The organism is Rahnella sp. CFA14(1/10) (assembly GCF_004195095.1).
Classification (GTDB): Bacteria; Pseudomonadota; Gammaproteobacteria; order Enterobacterales; family Enterobacteriaceae; genus Rahnella; species Rahnella perminowiae.
On sequence record NZ_SEWS01000003.1, the window covers coordinates 254,934 to 272,315 of the forward strand.

A 17,382-nucleotide genomic window follows, 5' to 3' on the forward strand; every position below is an offset into this window, starting at 1 on the left:
GAGAGAGAACTAAAATTTCTACGACGAGGTCAGAGAGACTTTCCACAACAACCTACATAACAGATGCCACGGTTGCATTTTCCGCAACGGAAACACCGGTTATGCAGGGTACAGCACATACAATCAGGAGAAGGTTTTGCTAATTGCACAGCTCGTTCCAATAGCTGAACCGTAATAAACGGATATACCGGTCAGGAGCGGCGAAACCAGGTCGGATCACTGTTCCCCACATCAATACCGTACAGACACCCTGTGGCGTGAAAGCTTTCCAGCAAGCGGTAGGTATCATGTGTCCTTTCCTCTGGTGGATTACTGACTTTGCGGCGCGTGATGCGTTGCCATAGCGAACGGTGCTCAGCAGTGTGTACAGTCGTTGACATACAGGCCTCCGGTTAATCGCAGCTTTCAAATCAAAGCCTTCTTTAACGTTGGTTTCAAAAACAGGGCATACAATGTCTGCCCCGGGAATGAACTCAGTTAACCTTTTATGGATCGCAAACTGAACCAACCATTTTTGCTTTCTATATGAAGTTTTGAACTATGACTCCCGTAACCACACTCCCTCACAGAACAACCTCGCGCATGCCTGACTATTTTGATGACGCAGCGCCGGTTCAGCCGGATCTTGCGCCAGTTGCACCAGCATGCCCGTAAAACACTGCGCCAGCACGCAAGCAGGAATATCACTGCGAAAAAGTTTGCTCTGCTGGTTATGGGCGAGATTTTCAGACATCAGGCTGACCAGTAAACGCTGTGTTTCCTGTGCCAGGGGCGGCAGCAAAAATACCTGTTGGGTCAGTTCGTTATTTTCTGCGAAAAAATTCAGTAGTTTACGAAAGCTGAGCGCCATCCGGTCCAGGACCTGATTTTCGGCCACGTCAGGTGCAATCTGTAATGAACGTACCAATGTGGTCAGGTGTTCACGGAAAACGCCGGGGTTTGTATCTGACATTTTTTTATCTTTCATATTCCTGATCTTCATGGGGAGTTGCGTGAAGGTAAAACCGAGAATGTGGTATCAAGCCCGATGATTCCAATGTATTTCAATTCAAACTTTTACTTGGAAACCAGAGCAGGTAGACTTTCAATATTCCGCAAAAACTCGGCTAAATAAATGAAGTCTTCTTTTCGCTCTCTGCTCGTTTGTACTGTTCTGTTTGTTCTGCCTTTGTTGCTAGCCAATATTTATTATATTGATGATAATGGTCGCGCTGCTTTGGGTTACACCAACTGGGGCCCTGATGGCAGGCCGCTGGCCGATATCATGATAAAAGCATTGTTCCTCAGTGCTCATATATCGGACATCTTCCCGCTGCCACTGATCCTGGGTGTTCTCATCATCAGCGCAAGCCTCACACAATTTGCGCGCCATTTTTTACCTGATCGCCCACTCAGTACAATTTTACTGGTCACGTTAACCTTTTTCTGCAATCCCTATCTGGCGGAAATTTTTTCCTATCGCTTTGATGTGCTGACCTTAAGCGCCGCACTGGGTCTCAGCCTGCTTTACTGTTGCTGGACAGATTACGGTAAAACATGGATTCGCTTTGTCACCGGCACCGCGATCATAGTGGCGATTTATTGTCTCTATCAGACGGTAATTAACATTTTAGTCATCATGGTTATTGCGGCGTTCTTCCGCCAGATGGAGAGACAACTCTCACCTGGGTTGATCCTGATAACCTTATGTCGTCGGTTCGGTGAACTGATGGCCGGTACAATTATCTACCTGAAGCTGATTTTGCCCTCAACATTTTCAGGTAAAAGTGAAGTCAATCATCCTGTATTGGCGACAGACAATCTTCTCACGACAATTATTAATAACCTGCACAGTTACAGCCAATTTATCAATGATACGTTGGTGAAACATCAGGGCGGTATGCGTTTCCTGATGCTGATCCTCGCCGTTGCGGTTATTGCGGGTCTAACAATTACTGTTCGCTATCTGCGTCAACATCATGGGGCGGTGACATTGTTACTTTGCTTCGCGGCGGTTGTTGCGCCATTTATTGCAGTTTTCATGATCCCCGGCAGTTTGCTGCTATTGCAAAATGCCTTACTGACTCCACGTTCCCTGGTCGGTTTAAGTGGATTTATGCTGCTGAGTGCCTGGTTATTGACGATGGCATTGCCAAAGCGGCTTAAGCCACTGACCTGGCTATTAATGATACCGGTAATTCAATCACTGGTGTTTTTTTATGCTTATGGTAATGCCTTGCGCGAGCAGGCTAAATTTAATGATAATCTCGTGCAGCGGATAAAATCGGATACTCATGAGCTGGATTATAACTCTGTATATTTTATTTACAGCGGAACGCCTCCGCATTCTCCTGTTTATGAAAACTCACTGAGCAATTATCCTGTGCTGGCGGTACTGGTACCTGATTATTTCAGTAACTGGTATTGGCCTGTGGGGAATATGACGATGAACGGATTGCAACAACGCTGGGCTTCGCCTGCAACGGGAGTGAATGTCAACATTGCACATTATGTCTGTCAGACAAATCCTTATGCCAGCAACCAGGATTATAAAATGTGGAAAGAAGACAGCGTAGTTGTTATTGATTTTAACCGGACACGCTGTCAGTAAACATATAAAATCACCCCAGGTTAAGTGAGTTTAGCCTGGGGTTATCTCTACTTCAGCGGTCAAGAGTGAAGCATTTTTATGATTAATCTGATTTAATAATGTACCGTGGTCTTCTTTTGGATTCGATATAAATCCTGCCTATATACTCACCCAGCACACCAATTCCAATTAACTGAATCCCTCCAAGGAAGAGTATCGATACTAATATTGAAGGATAACCTGCAACAGGATTTCCCCAGATAAGTTTATCGACAATCATCCATACCCCGTACAAAAAAGACAGCATGGCCACAAAAAATCCAATGTATGTCCAGATCCGTAAAGGGACGGTTGAGAAACTCGTCACACCTTCGAGAGCCAGATTCCATAGCTTCCAGCCATTGAACTTCGTTTTGCCTGCCGCACGTACCGGACGGGTGTACTCCACTACAGCAACTTCACCACTGACCCAGCTAAGAATACCTTTCATAAAAAGGTTTCTTTCTTGCAGGAGCTTCAGGTTTTCGACTGTTTCGCGCGAAAGGAGTCTGAAATCTCCTACGTTTTCTTCTATTTTAGGCGAGCTGATTTTATTGTGGAGACTGTAAAAACATGCTGCTGTTTTGCGTTTGAACTGACTGTCGGTACTTCTGTCTCTGCGTTTAGCTAATACCACCTGCGAGCCTTCACGCCATTTATTAATCATCAGCGGGATAACTTCAATAGGATCCTGCAGATCAACGTCTATCGGAATAACCGCGTCACCCGTCGCATGTTCCAGCCCTGCCAGCAGAGCGGGTTCTTTACCAAAATTGCGGATAAAACTGATCGCTTTGACTGACGGATCCGTAACGGACAGAGAATGAATAACGTGCTCGGTGGCGTCTGTACTGCCGTCATTAATAAAGATAATTTCGAGATTATATTCAGATAGCGTCGTCTTTACGGCATGATAAAAAATGGGAATTGCTTCTTCTTCATTGAAGACGGGAACAACCAATGAGATTTTCACTTTTTAACCCTGAAAACAATATAATGTGAGTAGATAAAACCAGAGATCAAACTGACGAGGGAAAATACAATCAGCGTTACGACCGGGCTGGTATGCGTCTTATCGGCTGTCCAGCCGATAAGAGCCGCCACAGTGCCCATAAACAAAACATAAAACATATAACGCCGGGTTGTCGCTTCAGCTTTGAATGTCCATCGTGCATTAACAAAAAATGAGAAGGTCACTGCAACTGCGAAAGCCAGAATATTAGCCAGCGATTGCCGGGTTCCGCAGGCGTACAAACCTGCAAACACCAGCCAATGTATCAGCGTATTAATCACACCCACCGATGAGTATCTTGTGAATAGCTTCAGCATAATGAATAACCGGGGAAACTCTCTGCAGATTTTAAAAGGTTAACCAGGCGGCCACTTTAACAGCCGCAAAGTGAGATAGAAAGCCGGAATAATACAATATCCCTGCAACTGCTTGTGCCCAGCTGCAGTCTTATCATCCACCCTTTCCTCGTGAGTGAGAAAAAGTTAATGACCGTGGCTAACAATTGCACATTGAGCGTCGCAGGCGTAAACCAGTGGATAGCTCACGTAACGGCACCGGGTCGGGTAGACCGTGTCTTACGCGCAGCACCTGAAGAAGATACCGAATACATAGAGGATAGTCGTATGTCTAAAAATGGAAAAGTGGCTTTAGTTACAGGTGGCGGTCAGGGGATCGGCCGCGCGATTGCACTGCGTCTGGCGAAGGATGGCTTTGCTGTGGCTGTGGTGGATTTCAACGGGGAGACTGCACAAAAAGTCGCTGAAGAAATTAATCATGCCGGTGGTAAAGCGATTGCACAGCTGGCGGATGTGTCTGACCGGGAACAGGTTTTTGCTGCCGTAGAAGCAGCCACCAAACAACTCGGTGGGTTTGACGTCATTGTGAATAATGCCGGTATTGCGCCGACAACACTGATTGAAGACATCACGCCTGAAATTGTTGATAAAGTTTATAATATCAATGTGAAAGGTGTCATCTGGGGTATTCAGGCCGCGGTTAAAGCATTCAAATCACTCGGACATGGCGGCAAAATTATTAATGCGTCATCACAAGCCGGGCATGTGGGTAACCCTGAACTTGCCGTCTACAGTTCGAGTAAATTTGCGGTTCGCGGGCTGACACAAACGGCAGCACGCGATCTGGCCTCGCTGGGTATTACTGTCAATGCCTTCTGCCCGGGGATTGTGAAAACACCGATGTGGGAAGAAATAGATCGTCAGGTGTCTGCAGCAGCTGGAAAACCGGTGGGCTATGGTACCCAGGAATTCGCTAAGAATATTACACTGAAACGCCTTTCTGAGCCGGAAGATGTTGCGGCTTGCGTTGCTTACCTCGCCGGGCCAGATTCCGATTATATGACCGGTCAGGCGCTGCTGATTGATGGCGGTATGGTGTTTAACTGATCTGCTTTTCTGTCTGTCAGGCCTCTCCTGATGAGAGGCCTTTTTGTTTCTGTTTGCTGGCCGTTCAATGCCTGGCCAGCGGAATATAATATTCGCAGGTTACGCCTTTGAGAGCAGACTCACGCGAGTATTTTTCCAGGTCCGGCTGCATAATAAATTCCAGACCCAGAGTTGGCAGAAAAACGGAATACAGATACAGAATAAAATCATTCAGCCGGTTAAGATCGTACGGATAGTTGATCTTCAGATAACGACTGGCCGGAACCAGGATGTTATGGCTGTCACGGGGTTGCACCTGATGCGCCACGGTATAATCCATCTGCAACGCATTCGCCACTTCATCATTTGTATCAGGCCGGCAGTCCGACAACCCCCAGACCGGCGCCAGCAGTGATTCCGGTGTTTCCAGATAACGCAACAACTGCGCGCGGTGAACGTGATTCTTACTGTTGAATAAGGCCTCAATGGGGTAAGAATGTGAGACTGTTTCCCCTTCAAACGCCATCTCCGGCAGTTCAACGATTTCATATTCCGGTTGCGGAAACTCATCGACAGTCAGCGGCGCGGTGATCCCGTTCATGGTCCATGATGCGTTGCGGCGATACGTACCGGGAGTTTCGGCGAAGTTCTTTTTGAATGAACGCGTGAAGGTTTGCTGCGAATCGTAAGAGTAATACAACGAAATATCGAGGATGGGCATATTAGTCAGACGCAACGCGATAGCGGCCATCGTCAGACGACGGTCACGGATGTATTTACCCAGTGCGTAACCCGTTTTACTTTTAAACAAACGCTGAAGATACCACGGTGAATAGCCGGTTTTTTTCGAGGCTTTTTCCATGGTCAGACGATCACTTAAGTTGACTTCGATCCAGTAGAGTAGCTCTTTGATCAAATCATCATGAAAATCAGGTTTTTGTTCGCTCTGCAAAATGAACTCCCTGTGCTGCTATAAAGTCGCATCATTATCAATGCGCGACAGATTTTGAAATCACCTTTATTACGACGAGAACATCCGCGCTGTGGCTAACGTGTTTTAAACATCAGACGTTTCCTTACGGTCGGGTTCCCGGGCATACAGCTCATTTTCGATGGCACGGTTCAAATTGTATTCGGCACAGTCTGCGGTTAGCCCGAGGGTTTCGAGACGTGACATGGCATCCATGCTGCTGCTCAGGCCAATCAGTCGCCAGGAGATGTGCTCAGGAGATTCTCCTTCAACAAACTGCCCTTTTTGCCTGCCCAGGGTGATAGCGTTGGAAACCAGTTCATGCCAGTCAGCAACTGACACGGCAAATGCCGCTTTCATCCGCGGCTCCTGTTCAGTCAGGAGCATCGCTTCGTGCCAGAGCGGGATCGCGTTGAGCAACGCGTCGCCATGCGGGCCAACCAATAGAAGATTGAGCTGCTCACGGGCAGTGAGCGTGATTGATTTTTCCAGTAACTGGTCTTTAAGGACTTTCATCACCTGCGTATAAGCCTGCGCACGTAGTTCAGCCGCACTGGAAAAATGATGATGTACCTGACCTGTTGCAACGCCGGCTTCCTGTGCGACCCGACGGACGGTTGTCGCAGCCAGACCTTCACGACGGGCAATTCGGGCGGCGGCTTCCAGAAGGGTGGTTCTGCGTGCTTCTTTACAAAGATATGCCACTAAAAATCCGGAGCAGGATAAACAGAGGAGGATAATGCCAAGACTTGAACGGATGTTCAAGATTTTTTGAGAACGTTCATTCACCTGTGAATTCATATAGGTAAATGCCTTGCAATCTCATGTAAATGTGTACCCGCCGAATCGGGAAAAACTTAGGACGGGGAGTATTATCGGCTGGCACAGGTAAAACTGGAGGCCACTTTCGGATCACCCTTCCCGTTGTATCGCGGAAACAACGGATAATCACATAAAGGCATTTCGCGTCCTGCAGTCGCTTTGTTTGTATCAGTCATCACTTGCTGGCCCGGATCGATCCCATGTACGACCCATTTATCCAGTGTCCCCAGAGAATCCCAGCTTACCCGATAAGTGCCGCTGCTGTGGGTGAAACCGGGGGCCAGGTAAAAGCGGGCAAACCGGTGAAGTTCTTGCTCACCAAATTCAGCTTTCAGTTTTTCGTAATATGCCACGGTGTTTCCCGGCGGAACGGCCATATCCGCCGTGCCATGCATCAGTAACAGTTTTCCTCCGTGCTGCACAAAAGCGTGAATGTCGGCACTATCATTATCGATTTGTACTGCCAGTTCTTTCAGCCGTGTCTCGTGAGCTGCGGGATCAAAGCGGAGAGAATCGTAACTGGCATCACGCATCACTTCGTAGCGTACGGCCTGATCACCCATCATATAAGGAAAGGAAATAATGATATTGCTGGCTTCTGGTTTTGGCCTGTTGGCACCGGAGCCAAAAACACTGACCAATGCGGATGCATCTGCACCGCGCAAAATGGGCCATGGAGCGAAATGATCACCCGTCAGCAGACTGACACCTAAAGGAACCGGTTTATCAAGCATCCGGACCAGCGCGATTTGCGGGTCTGAAAGACAGCTCGCACCCACATCTTTTCCTTCCGGGCAGCGCAGATGTGCCAGTTTAAAGGTGGTACTGCAGGCATCCGGATCCGCGACCACACCATCAGCCAGACCATCGAGTTTGTCGCAAGCGCCGGTAACGGCATTGGCAATCAGCGCGGCTTTTGCTGGCGAAATCCATGCGCCCGGCGTGTTGTAGATTGCCTTTCCGATGCTGATCCCGGCCAGATGCAGTTCAACGACGTTATAAACGGGATGAATGGCAATCGCACCGTCGTAGTCGAGCGGGAAGCGTTGGATCGCGGCAAGCGCTTCGTGGCCACCTTGTGAATTACCCTGGAAGTACATGCGATCCGGCTTACGACCATAAGCTTGTCGGATTAAGGCCACGGCCACGTCGTGTGTTTTCTTGATTTGCGCACCGGCAAAGTTATCCCAGGCTTCCTGATTAAGGGTAAAGGAAGCATCGGACACCCCGCCCTGATGGCCGGAATCACTGGCAAACGTGGCATAACCTTGTTTTATTGCTCCGGGTGTGGCTGCCGGGGCAAGGCGTGCTGTGTCAGCGTCTTTAATCGCGCCGTCAAAACCACTCCCCCCCAATTGCAGGGCTTTACCGTTCCAGTCAAGCGGCAGATAAAGCTCAAAATTAATATCGGGAGCATCAGTATCGACAGGCTCTATCTGCCCTTCAACTTTGCAATGCTGATTACCCGGATGGCCTGCCATCGCCACGGTGGTAACCCGCGCTCCTCTTGTCGGAAGTCCGATTGCAGCTGCACTGATATGCACATTTTTTAAGGCGACGCACTGTGCCTGAATGAGGCTTTTGTCAGGAGCAGATAAAACAGTGGCGGTGAACAGTACAAGCGGGCAGAGACAAAGAGAAGCTTTCATCAAAGAACGTTCATTCCGGCGGCTAAGTAAGGACAGTTTGTCATTAAATGACCCGTGAAAAAAGTCTTTTGAGTTCAGGGCATTTTGAAAAAGTTCATAAGGGATATTAATTATATATGTGATGAATATTAAATCCTTATAAAATTATTAATATCATTAAATTTATAAACATATTAATAATGAATGCCTCGGAGAGGATCGAAAATTAAATATTACCTCACGTAAAATCACTGGTATTTATTTGCCTGTTGCGGTGGTTAAGCGTATATTCGCGCTTGCCTGAATTTCAAATGACGGCTTATACACATAATTATCTATTTTAAAAAGGAATTTATATGAAAAATTTATTTAAACTGACACTTCTTGCTGCGGTGGTTGCAACGCTTTCCGGCTGTACGGGTAGTGTTTTTAACAAAGAAAAAAACTGTGATTATACTTATTTACTGCACCCTGCCATTTCAATTTCTAAAATGATCGGTGGTTGTGGCCCTGCAGAGAAATAAGTTTTCAGCTTTGCCATGCCGGACCTTCGTGTCCGGCATCTGTCATGGGTATTCGTGGTCTTTAACGGCACTCCCCTTTTGTTACTGTCATTTTAAAATACAATGGCATTCATTTTAGTTACAACATACATTTGCTTGAAATAACCTAAACAACGATAAATTAAACCTCAGTGTTTATCGCATTCAGGCAGAAAAAAGCGTCTTCACACGCAATCAGAAGATAAAAAAAACGGCCGCCGGAGCGACCGTTAATCGTTTGCAGAAATTCCTACTTACCGCTTACGCCATAGCGTCAGTTCCGCCACAGTATGCTGGAATTTCCTAGCCGTTTCACGGATCACAAACGGAACATCTGTTGGTGTCCGAACCTCTTCAAACTCGCTCGCCAGTAAACGTTTCAGTGCCTGATGGGTCGTAACGGCTTCACCATTTTCGCGGAACCCACCCAGCCAGTGCTCTTTCGGGGTGAACTCTTCAAGCCAGGTATAAGGTGAAGAAAGCATGAGCAGACCACCAGAACGGATCATGGGTGTAATACCGGTCAGAAAACGTGCTGGCTCACGCAAACGATCAAGCAAATTAGCAGCCAAAACGAGATCGTATAACTCCGTCTGTGGCTTCAGGTTACAGGCATCACCCTGTACAAAAGTCACCCGCTGCGTAAGCTCTGCTGACAGATTCACATCGGCGAGCGAAGCCTGACAATATTCCACCAGTTCGCCCTCCTCCGGCATGACATACCGACGGGTTTCACCACGTGCCAGTGACAGAGCGACATCAATAAAACGTGCTGAATAATCCATCCCGACCACAGAGTCGAAATAACGCGCCAGTTCGAAACTCGCACGACCCGTAGCACACCCTATATCTAACGCCCTGCAATGGTTAACAGTATTTTTAACCGCAATATCAGCCAGTTGCTCAGCATAATTCATTACATCAAAATGACGCGGACCATATTGAAAATCAAGGTACTGTGCCACCAGTCCGTCAGTTTCGTACGGATTTACTTTCACCACTTCCTGATGGCTGGAAATGACATAGCGGAAACCAGCATGCTGGAAAAAGTGACGACGGAAAGCATAACGTGAAGATTTCAGCGCCTCATTGCCGGTTGAAATCCAGCTTCCGCCTTTGATCATGGAATGTTTACCATCGAATGTTGGCGTCGAAAAATCATCATATAAAGGGTGTACACGGAAACCATCAAAACCACTGATCGGCGTGGACGACCATTGCCAGACATTGCCTACCACATCATAAAAATCACCCTGAGCAAAATGATCCACCGGACAGGATGATGCCCACCCTGCGAGATTAATATTTCCTGGCGCTGTTTTCCACCCGGGCTGATCGCCTTCCACCTGATTGCGCAGAATCATCCATTCAGCTTCGCTCGGTAACTGAACTGATTCGCCGGTTTGGACAGCTTTCCAGCGACAAAATGCCGCGGCTTCGAGTTGATTCACTTCCGCCGGCCAGTCCCACGGCATCGGCACTTCTTCCGTCATCAGACGTAATTTCAGTTGCTCCGGTTCAAGAGGCGAACCCACCCAAAAAGTGGGCATTTCCGCCCGTGTGAAATTTCGCCAGCCTGCCCCTTCTTCGTCCCACCACTGTGCATCGCCATAGCCACCGGCCTGTACAAAGGTATAAAATTCCGCGTTACTGACCAGCATCCGACTGGCCCTAAATGCCTGAATCTTCTGTTCAGATGTGCCGTATTCGTTATCCCATCCGTAGGTATCATCACGCTTACCCAAAGTGACAATGTCACCTTTAACGGCCAGCATTGTATTCACGGGTACAGTGTTGCGGTCATGGCGGGCGATTTCGCACACGGGCCAGTGAGGTTGAGGCTTAACCCATTGCACCGGTAACTGACGGATCAGTACGCTGGACGTTTCAAGATGAATACGTTCATGTTCGATACCCATCAGGATCACCCAGGCAGGACTGTCCCAGCCGATGGGTAAACTCAGCGCCATAGTGTCAATTATACCGAGCACTTCTTCCCGTACTTTGTCGCGATATTGGCGCAAATTGGCGACCGATGGCCAGTTGTAGTTTTGATCATCAAGATCATCCCAACTCATTTCATCTACGCCAATCGCGAGCATAGCTTCGATATGGGAGTCAATACGTTGAGGGATCAGCCCGGCAGCCATCAATTTATTGATATAGAAAGTCGCGGTATGACCAAAATAAAAGATCAGCGGATGACGAAGCGAAATAGCCTTACTGAAATATGCTCGCTCATCAGCGAGGCAATCAAACAGGCTCTCGTACAACTCCCAGGTGCGAAGAAAATATTCACGTATTTCCTGCCGTTTTTCTTCCGCTGTACCGGTGCTCAATAAAATAGTCTGCGTCGGTTCTGGCAGCCCGATAGCCTTGTTTTGTTTGGAAAGCATTCTTAGTCCTCTGTCTTCTTGGGTTGCCAAGTCAATACCAATTGTAGCAGGTCACATCTCTGGCTTATCCCGGCCTGGTTCTTACCGGTTTATATTCTTCATCGTCAGCTATCAACATAACCTTTAAATCGGGCCGACGCTTGCTATCTCTCCATAAACAGCAGCGAACTTTCACAAACATGCAGTGATTCGCCCTCAAAATTATGCCGTAAATTATAGTAATCGGGTGCGTCAATGATGCCCTGAATATTGTCAGAAAATGCTTCCAGCGCCTGCTTCATCTGTGGCAGATAATCGTGCGTGTCATAAACACGGTCGATACCCTCCAGTGAATGATTCATGATTTTACGCGCAACATCGTTCGGGACATTCAGGGACGATAATTTGGAACGCGCCGTCCGGCGCAAATCACGGGTGGTAAAAGCTTCTATTCCCAGGCCACGTTCCGCGCGCAACAGACGGCGTATCACCTGTGTCACTGCGCCGCGTGATAAGGGCTTTTGCGCATCAAGCGGCGATGGCACCAGCCAGGGACTGCCTTCCGGACTGGACGACAAAAGAGCATTGATGCAGGTGATCATTAATGTCGTCAGCGGCAGACTATGGTCACGAGCCGATTTATTGCGCGTACCCTGCCGCCAGATACCAATTTGCAAATGGAACTCGTCTTTCCTGGCACGCACCACTTCATCTGGCCGCCGTGCTGTCAGCAGGCAAAACCTCAATGCCCAGCGACATTGTTCAGAAATGTCACATAAATCCAGACTATGCCAGAAAATCCAGATTTCGGCATCGGTTAACGTCCGCTCACGTGGCGGGGTATTGCGGCCGCCAACATCACGGCGTTTCATGGAACTTAGCGGTGAATGAACCAGATATCCCTGCGTTTCAGCCCAGCCAAAAAATTGCTTACAGAGGGCGAATACACGCTTTGCTTCCGAAATTTTCCCGTCCGCCAACAAGACATTAAACAAACGATTCAGTCGTAAACGGGTGATTTTATTCAAAGGTACCTCACCGATCACCGGCAGTACGTGTTTCATGAGGGATGAAACCGCAATTTCTGGCCGACGTCGCGTCAGGATCAGCGAAAGCCGGATCCAAACATTAATCACCTGTCTGACCGTCGCATTGCCCTCTTCATCAAAATCATCCAGTTTTGCAAGCGGTGTCATTTTTACATTTTGCAGATAAGCCAAAACATGCTGGCCGACATTTTCAGCAGCAAAATCTCTTTCAACTGAAGCCACGGATTTGATCTTACTCATCTGCACTAAATCACCTTAAAAATCACAGGCCGGAGTTATATCAAGTCTGAGGATCGCAGGCAAAAGGTTTGTGACTCCAGACCTATTAAGTCTGGAGTCATTAAGATGATGAATAAAGAAAAATAATGAGTCTGTGAAGGGATTTATGGTGAACATATAAAGATCTGCGTTGTTCATAAAACCTACAAAAAGGGCGCATAAAGTCCGCACTCCCCGTGTGATCAAATACAGGCGGCTAATCACCGCCTTTATCTTAATCACTTATGTCATTACAACGGTAGGGCTACACCGTTGCCAGTCTGAATGTGGCGACTGAGCGGGTCAGATGAAGAACCTGTTCTTCCAGCGAGGCCGCTGCTGCCGCTGATTCCTGAACCAGGGCCGCATTTTGTTGTGTCACGCCATCGATTTCTGTCACCGCCTGTTCAATCTGGCTGATGCCACGGCTTTGTTCATCTGAAGCTGTCGAAATATGTTCCATCAATACATTAATCTGAGTGACAGAGGAAATGATCGCAGAGATGGAGTCACCGGTACGTGAGACCTGATCCGAGCCTTCACGGATATTTACCACTGATTCAGAAATCAGGCTTTCGATTTCTTTTGCTGCCACGGCACTGCGCTGTGCCAGGCTGCGCACTTCGCTGGCCACCACGGCAAATCCGCGGCCCTGCTCACCCGCACGCGCTGCTTCAACTGCGGCATTAAGCGCCAGAATATTCGTCTGGAAAGCAATACTGTTGATCACCCCGGTGATATCTTCGATTTTTTTCGAGCTGCTGTTAATACGCCCCATCGTACCAATTACGTCCTGGGCAACTTTCTCGCCCGCACGTGCATTTTGAACCGCTTCACGTGTCAGACTGCTTGCACGGGAGACATTTTCGGTATTTTGTTTTACCGTCGCGCCAAGTTCTTCCATGCTTGCGGCTGTTTGTGTCAGTGCGGCGGCCTGTTGTTCCGTACGGGAAGCCAGATCAATATTACCTGCAGAGATTTCCTGGGATGCATGCGCCACGGTATGGCTGGTGTCACGGACCTGTCCGATAATCCGGGTCAGTGACTGACGCATATACTCTATCGACTGCATCAGTTCTTCAATTTCACTGCGGGATTGTGCTTTGACAGGTACCGGCGTATCGAGATGACCTTCGGCAATCTGACGGCAGTGATCGCGGGAACTTAGCAGTGGCACCAAAACAAAACGCTTCAGTAACACCAGTACACTGATAATGATGATCAGAAATAGTAAACCAAAACCGATCGTCAGCCCGATACCAAATTTGAAATGACTTTGTGCATCGCTGTTAAGATTTTTGGCGTACTGTTCATGCAGGGCCAATACTTTATCCAGTACGATTTCATACTGACGATCGAGTTTCACTACAGCCGGGATGTGGGCTTTAAACGCTACCTGATCACCGGCCTTAGCCGCATCAATTAATGGCTGGATACCATTCTGGCGATAATTTTGGTAAGTGCTGCGGTATTCCTCGGCAAGCCTGCTTTCACCAGACAATTTTGGTGCGTCAAGATATGCCTGAAAGGCCGCATCGGCTTTACCGATAACTTCAGTGACCCCGTCCAGAGCAGAGTTTGACTGCTGGCCGTCGCCATTTTCAATTTCTTTCATATATTCCATTACGCGAACGCGTGAGGTCCGGCTGTGGTTAATGGGGTCAATAATAGAAAGCACTACACGGATCTCCTTGTTCACATCATCCAGTGAATGGTTACTCTGGGTGAGCAGCCAAACATTCGACAATATACTGGTGAAAAAGAGGGCGAAAAGAACCATAAGAACGAGCAAGGACGACTTTTTAAGCGACATCGGGAGATTCTCAAAACGAAGCAGGAGTCTGTTTATCGGCATTTCTGCCCAAATGTTTAATATTTCCCGCGCCCTATCTGCAATTATTGGCAAGATGATCGATCATAGTAGAAATTTCCGGACGTGCTTAAAAGGCTTTTCCTGCCGCCAAAACATCTCAAAATAATCAGCGGCTTTCTTAAAAATCATTTATTTCAGTTATTTTAAATAATATATAGCACTGATTAGAGGTGACGCACTCAATCCCTGTCACCATTAGCACAAGAAATTTTCAAATGGAAAATGAAGTGTTTTCCACAAGAATTTTTATAAAAAGCACCTCAAACATTATTTGAGTGAATATTATTAGAGTTTTTATAACTTTATTCCTATAGATTAAATATGATGCTCATTTAAGCTTTGGCATTTCAGATAAATATTTTAAAAAATTAGATTATTTATTTTTTTGTCACTTTTCGCAGCAACCAAAAAATTATATAAAATTTGACTTAGTGAAACCCTCACCCTGCAAGGGCTGCACGGTAATGCGGGGAAAATTTGTATATATAAAAAGGCATTAGCATCAATGTCACGCCTTGATAGCAGAAACATTCAGTTACACCATTTGCATGTCAATGCTGTGCATTATTTATCTAAAATATCGCCACAGGTATTTATCTGCGATTTAACTTTTTCATAAAAATTCAAAACACACTGCGAAATGTTTCTCATGGATATTTTGATCGCTTGTGGCCCTGATTTATTCCGATCTATTTTCGGAAAAGGATGCAGTTTTGGCAGGGTTGCCAACATTATATTTTAAGAATCATTGGCAGCGTTTATCACTCTATAAGTAAGGGATAATCATGTCTAATAGTTTCCAAAATGAAATTCCGAAAGCACGCGTTAACATAAAGCTGGATTTACACACGGGTGGCGCGCAGAAGAAAGTCGAATTACCGTTAAAATTAATGGTAATGGGGGATTACAGTAACGGAAAAGAGAACCGTCCGTTATCTGAGCGCGAAAAAGTTAACATTAATAAGAATAACTTTAACAGCGTATTGGCTGAATTCAGCCCCTCACTGAACCTGACCGTAGAAAATACGCTGGCAGATGACCACGGCGAAGAAAATATCTCTCTCAATTTCAACGAAATGAAAGATTTCGAACCGGAACAAGTGGCCCGTCAGATCCCCCAACTGCGCGCGATGCTGGCAATGCGTAATTTATTACGTGACCTCAAATCCAATCTGCTTGACAACGCTACCTTCCGAAAAGAGCTCGAAACCATTCTCAAAGATCCTGCGCTGAGCAACGAGCTGCGCAGTGAGCTGAATGCCCTGGCACCAAAGGCGTAATTGCCTCCACTTAATGGATTAATGCGAGATAATGCTTATGTCAGTCAATACTGAAAATTCTTCTTCCAGCCAGACAACCGTTCTGGATCGCCCTGAAGCGGGCACTGTATACGCTTCCCTGTTTGACAAAATTAACCTGACGCCTGTGTCGTCACTGGGTGACCTGAACGATTTTCAGGACACGTCTGCACTGGCCGATGTTACCGCCGATCAGCGTGTCACAGCCGCTGTACAGGTATTTTTGGAACGCCTCAAGCTGTCCGGCCAGAATGTTGAACGCCTGGACAAAACCCTGCTCGACCATCACATCGCCGAACTCGACAGCCAGATCAGTCGTCAGTTAGACGTGGTCATGCATCATCCGGAATTCCAGCAGATTGAATCCGGCTGGCGTGGGCTGAAATTCCTGGTGGACCGTACCGATTTCCGCCAAAACGTCAAAATTGAACTGCTGGACGTTTCCAAAGACGACCTGCGTCAGGATTTCGAAGATTGCCCTGAAATCATTCAGAGCGGCCTGTATCGCCATGCCTACATTCAGGAATATGACACTCCGGGCGGCGAGCCTATCGGTTCTGTGATTTCCAATTACGAGTTTGACGCGTCAGCTCAAGATGTCGCATTGCTGCGTAATATTTCTAAAGTCTCTGCGGCGGCGCATATGCCGTTCGTGGGCGCAGTCGGCCCTAAATTCTTCCTGAAAGATTCCATGGAAGAAGTCGCCGCAATTAAAGATATCGGCAACTATTTTGACCGGGCGGAATACATCAAGTGGAAATCCTTCCGTGATTCCGATGATTCCCGCTATATCGGTCTGACCATGCCGCGCGTGCTGGGTCGCCTGCCTTATGGTCCGGATACCGTACCGGTACGCAGTTTCAACTATGTTGAAGAAGTGAAAGGCCCGGACCATGAGAAATATCTCTGGACCAACGCGGCATTCGCGTTTGCCGCCAATATGGTGAAAAGCTTCATTAAAAACGGCTGGTGTGTACAAATCCGTGGTCCACAGGCAGGCGGTGCAGTGACTGATCTGCCGATCCACCTGTACGATCTGGGCACCGGCAATCAGGTGAAGATTCCGTCTGAAGTAATGATCCCGGAAACCCGCGAGTTTGAATTTGCTAATCTGGGCTTTATCCCGCTGTCCTACTATAAAAACCGCGATTATTCCTGCTTCTTCTCTGCCAATTCGGCACAAAAACCGGCGCTCTATGACACTGCGGATGCCACGGCAAACAGCCGCATCAATGCCCGTCTGCCGTATATCTTCCTGCTGTCCCGCATTGCGCACTATCTGAAACTGATTCAACGCGAAAATATCGGTACCACCAAAGACCGCCGTCTGCTGGAACTGGAGCTGAATACCTGGGTTCGCACGCTGGTGACTGAAATGACCGATCCGGGCGACGATCTGCAGGCTTCTCACCCGCTGCGTGATGCCAAAGTGACCGTAGAAGATATCGAGGACAACCCGGGCTTCTTCCGCGTAAAACTCTACGCCGTACCGCACTTCCAGGTGGAAGGTATGGACGTGAACCTGTCGTTGGTTTCTCAGATGCCAAAGGCTAAGGCATAAACGG

15 protein-coding genes are annotated in these 17,382 nt (G+C 47.6%); 5 read left to right on the forward strand and 10 right to left on the reverse strand.

Going from position 1 to position 17,382, the window contains the following annotated elements:
• Positions 1 to 191: 191 nt before the first annotated feature.
• Together EVX52_RS07795 and EVX52_RS07800 are read right to left on the reverse strand one after the other, a co-directional pair.
• On the reverse strand, positions 192 to 380 hold the full coding sequence (locus tag EVX52_RS07795; RefSeq protein WP_129953542.1) for a hypothetical protein: 189 nt from the start codon (positions 378 to 380) through the stop codon (positions 192 to 194).
• 158 nt (positions 381 to 538) lie between these two features.
• Positions 539 to 952: a hypothetical protein gene (locus EVX52_RS07800; protein WP_129953541.1), complete on the reverse strand. Its 414-nt coding sequence runs from the start codon at positions 950 to 952 to the stop codon at positions 539 to 541.
• Between the two features lie 162 nt (positions 953 to 1,114).
• Between EVX52_RS07800 and EVX52_RS07805 the strand changes: the two genes are divergently transcribed.
• Positions 1,115 to 2,590, forward strand: coding sequence for a glucosyltransferase domain-containing protein (locus EVX52_RS07805; RefSeq protein WP_129991022.1), 1,476 nt, complete (start codon positions 1,115 to 1,117; stop codon positions 2,588 to 2,590).
• An 82-nt stretch (positions 2,591 to 2,672) separates the two neighbouring features.
• Here EVX52_RS07805 and EVX52_RS07810 read toward each other — a convergent pair whose 3' ends face one another.
• Both EVX52_RS07810 and EVX52_RS07815 read right to left on the reverse strand, forming a co-directional pair.
• Positions 2,673 to 3,581, reverse strand: a complete 909-nt coding sequence (locus EVX52_RS07810) for a glycosyltransferase family 2 protein (protein WP_129953539.1) — start codon at positions 3,579 to 3,581, stop codon at positions 2,673 to 2,675.
• Positions 3,578 to 3,937 carry a GtrA family protein gene (locus EVX52_RS07815; protein WP_129953538.1) on the reverse strand — a complete coding sequence of 120 codons (360 nt, stop codon included), beginning with the start codon at positions 3,935 to 3,937 and terminating at the stop codon, positions 3,578 to 3,580. Before EVX52_RS07815 ends, EVX52_RS07810 begins: the two co-directional genes overlap by 4 nt.
• A gap of 306 nt (positions 3,938 to 4,243) precedes the next feature.
• Here EVX52_RS07815 and EVX52_RS07820 point away from each other — a divergent pair, with 306 nt between their 5' ends.
• Positions 4,244 to 5,023: a (S)-acetoin forming diacetyl reductase gene (locus tag EVX52_RS07820; RefSeq protein WP_129953537.1), complete on the forward strand. Its 780-nt coding sequence runs from the start codon at positions 4,244 to 4,246 to the stop codon at positions 5,021 to 5,023.
• A gap of 64 nt (positions 5,024 to 5,087) precedes the next feature.
• On the opposite strand, the gene EVX52_RS07825 is transcribed toward EVX52_RS07820, so the two are convergent.
• The 3 genes from EVX52_RS07825 to EVX52_RS07835 form a co-directional block, all read right to left on the reverse strand.
• On the reverse strand, positions 5,088 to 5,954 hold the full coding sequence (locus EVX52_RS07825) for a helix-turn-helix domain-containing protein (protein WP_129953536.1): 867 nt from the start codon (positions 5,952 to 5,954) through the stop codon (positions 5,088 to 5,090).
• A 105-nt stretch (positions 5,955 to 6,059) separates the two neighbouring features.
• A complete protein-coding gene (locus EVX52_RS07830; RefSeq protein WP_129991023.1) occupies positions 6,060 to 6,677 on the reverse strand; it encodes a TetR family transcriptional regulator in 618 nt (205 codons plus the stop codon).
• Positions 6,678 to 6,844: 167 nt separating this feature from the next.
• Positions 6,845 to 8,443, reverse strand: a complete 1,599-nt coding sequence (locus EVX52_RS07835) for a tannase/feruloyl esterase family alpha/beta hydrolase (RefSeq protein WP_129991024.1) — start codon at positions 8,441 to 8,443, stop codon at positions 6,845 to 6,847.
• 335 nt (positions 8,444 to 8,778) lie between these two features.
• Between EVX52_RS07835 and EVX52_RS07840 the strand changes: the two genes are divergently transcribed.
• Positions 8,779 to 8,946 (forward strand): YhfL family protein, encoded by a 168-nt coding sequence (locus EVX52_RS07840; RefSeq protein WP_129953533.1) that lies wholly within the window; start codon positions 8,779 to 8,781, stop codon positions 8,944 to 8,946.
• 272 nt (positions 8,947 to 9,218) lie between these two features.
• On the opposite strand, the gene ovoA is transcribed toward EVX52_RS07840, so the two are convergent.
• The 3 genes from ovoA to EVX52_RS07855 all read right to left on the reverse strand — a co-directional run bounded on the left by ovoA (position 9,219) and on the right by EVX52_RS07855 (position 14,459).
• Positions 9,219 to 11,360 carry a 5-histidylcysteine sulfoxide synthase gene (ovoA, locus tag EVX52_RS07845; RefSeq protein ID WP_129991025.1) on the reverse strand — a complete coding sequence of 714 codons (2,142 nt, stop codon included), beginning with the start codon at positions 11,358 to 11,360 and terminating at the stop codon, positions 9,219 to 9,221.
• A 143-nt stretch (positions 11,361 to 11,503) separates the two neighbouring features.
• A complete protein-coding gene (locus EVX52_RS07850; protein WP_129991026.1) occupies positions 11,504 to 12,628 on the reverse strand; it encodes a site-specific integrase in 1,125 nt (374 codons plus the stop codon).
• A 283-nt stretch (positions 12,629 to 12,911) separates the two neighbouring features.
• Entirely contained in the window at positions 12,912 to 14,459 is a 1,548-nt protein-coding gene (locus EVX52_RS07855; RefSeq protein ID WP_129991027.1) for a methyl-accepting chemotaxis protein, read from the reverse strand.
• A gap of 845 nt (positions 14,460 to 15,304) precedes the next feature.
• On the opposite strand from EVX52_RS07855, the gene tssB reads away from it, so the two are divergent.
• Complete coding sequence (gene tssB / locus EVX52_RS07860) at positions 15,305 to 15,799, forward strand: type VI secretion system contractile sheath small subunit (RefSeq protein WP_129953529.1); 495 nt, start codon at positions 15,305 to 15,307, stop codon at positions 15,797 to 15,799.
• A gap of 31 nt (positions 15,800 to 15,830) precedes the next feature.
• Positions 15,831 to 17,378: a type VI secretion system contractile sheath large subunit gene (gene tssC / locus EVX52_RS07865; protein WP_129953528.1), complete on the forward strand. Its 1,548-nt coding sequence runs from the start codon at positions 15,831 to 15,833 to the stop codon at positions 17,376 to 17,378.
• Positions 17,379 to 17,382 lie beyond the last annotated feature (4 nt).

Excerpts from the sequence above, each read along its gene's own strand:
- EVX52_RS07795 (WP_129953542.1), bottom strand. The coding sequence starts at position 380 with ATGTCAACGACTGTACACACTGCTGAGCACCGTTCGCTATGGCAACGC.
- EVX52_RS07800 (WP_129953541.1), bottom strand. The coding sequence starts at position 952 with ATGTCAGATACAAACCCCGGCGTTTTCCGTGAACACCTGACCACATTG.
- EVX52_RS07805 (WP_129991022.1), top strand. The coding sequence starts at position 1,115 with ATGAAGTCTTCTTTTCGCTCTCTGCTCGTTTGTACTGTTCTGTTTGTT.
- EVX52_RS07815 (WP_129953538.1), bottom strand. The coding sequence starts at position 3,937 with ATGCTGAAGCTATTCACAAGATACTCATCGGTGGGTGTGATTAATACG.
- EVX52_RS07820 (WP_129953537.1), top strand. The coding sequence starts at position 4,244 with ATGTCTAAAAATGGAAAAGTGGCTTTAGTTACAGGTGGCGGTCAGGGG.
- EVX52_RS07835 (WP_129991024.1), bottom strand. The coding sequence starts at position 8,443 with ATGAAAGCTTCTCTTTGTCTCTGCCCGCTTGTACTGTTCACCGCCACT.
- EVX52_RS07840 (WP_129953533.1), top strand. The coding sequence starts at position 8,779 with ATGAAAAATTTATTTAAACTGACACTTCTTGCTGCGGTGGTTGCAACG.
- ovoA (WP_129991025.1), bottom strand. The coding sequence starts at position 11,360 with ATGCTTTCCAAACAAAACAAGGCTATCGGGCTGCCAGAACCGACGCAG.
- EVX52_RS07850 (WP_129991026.1), bottom strand. The coding sequence starts at position 12,628 with ATGAGTAAGATCAAATCCGTGGCTTCAGTTGAAAGAGATTTTGCTGCT.
- EVX52_RS07855 (WP_129991027.1), bottom strand. The coding sequence starts at position 14,459 with ATGTCGCTTAAAAAGTCGTCCTTGCTCGTTCTTATGGTTCTTTTCGCC.
- tssB (WP_129953529.1), top strand. The coding sequence starts at position 15,305 with ATGTCTAATAGTTTCCAAAATGAAATTCCGAAAGCACGCGTTAACATA.
- tssC (WP_129953528.1), top strand. The coding sequence starts at position 15,831 with ATGCTTATGTCAGTCAATACTGAAAATTCTTCTTCCAGCCAGACAACC.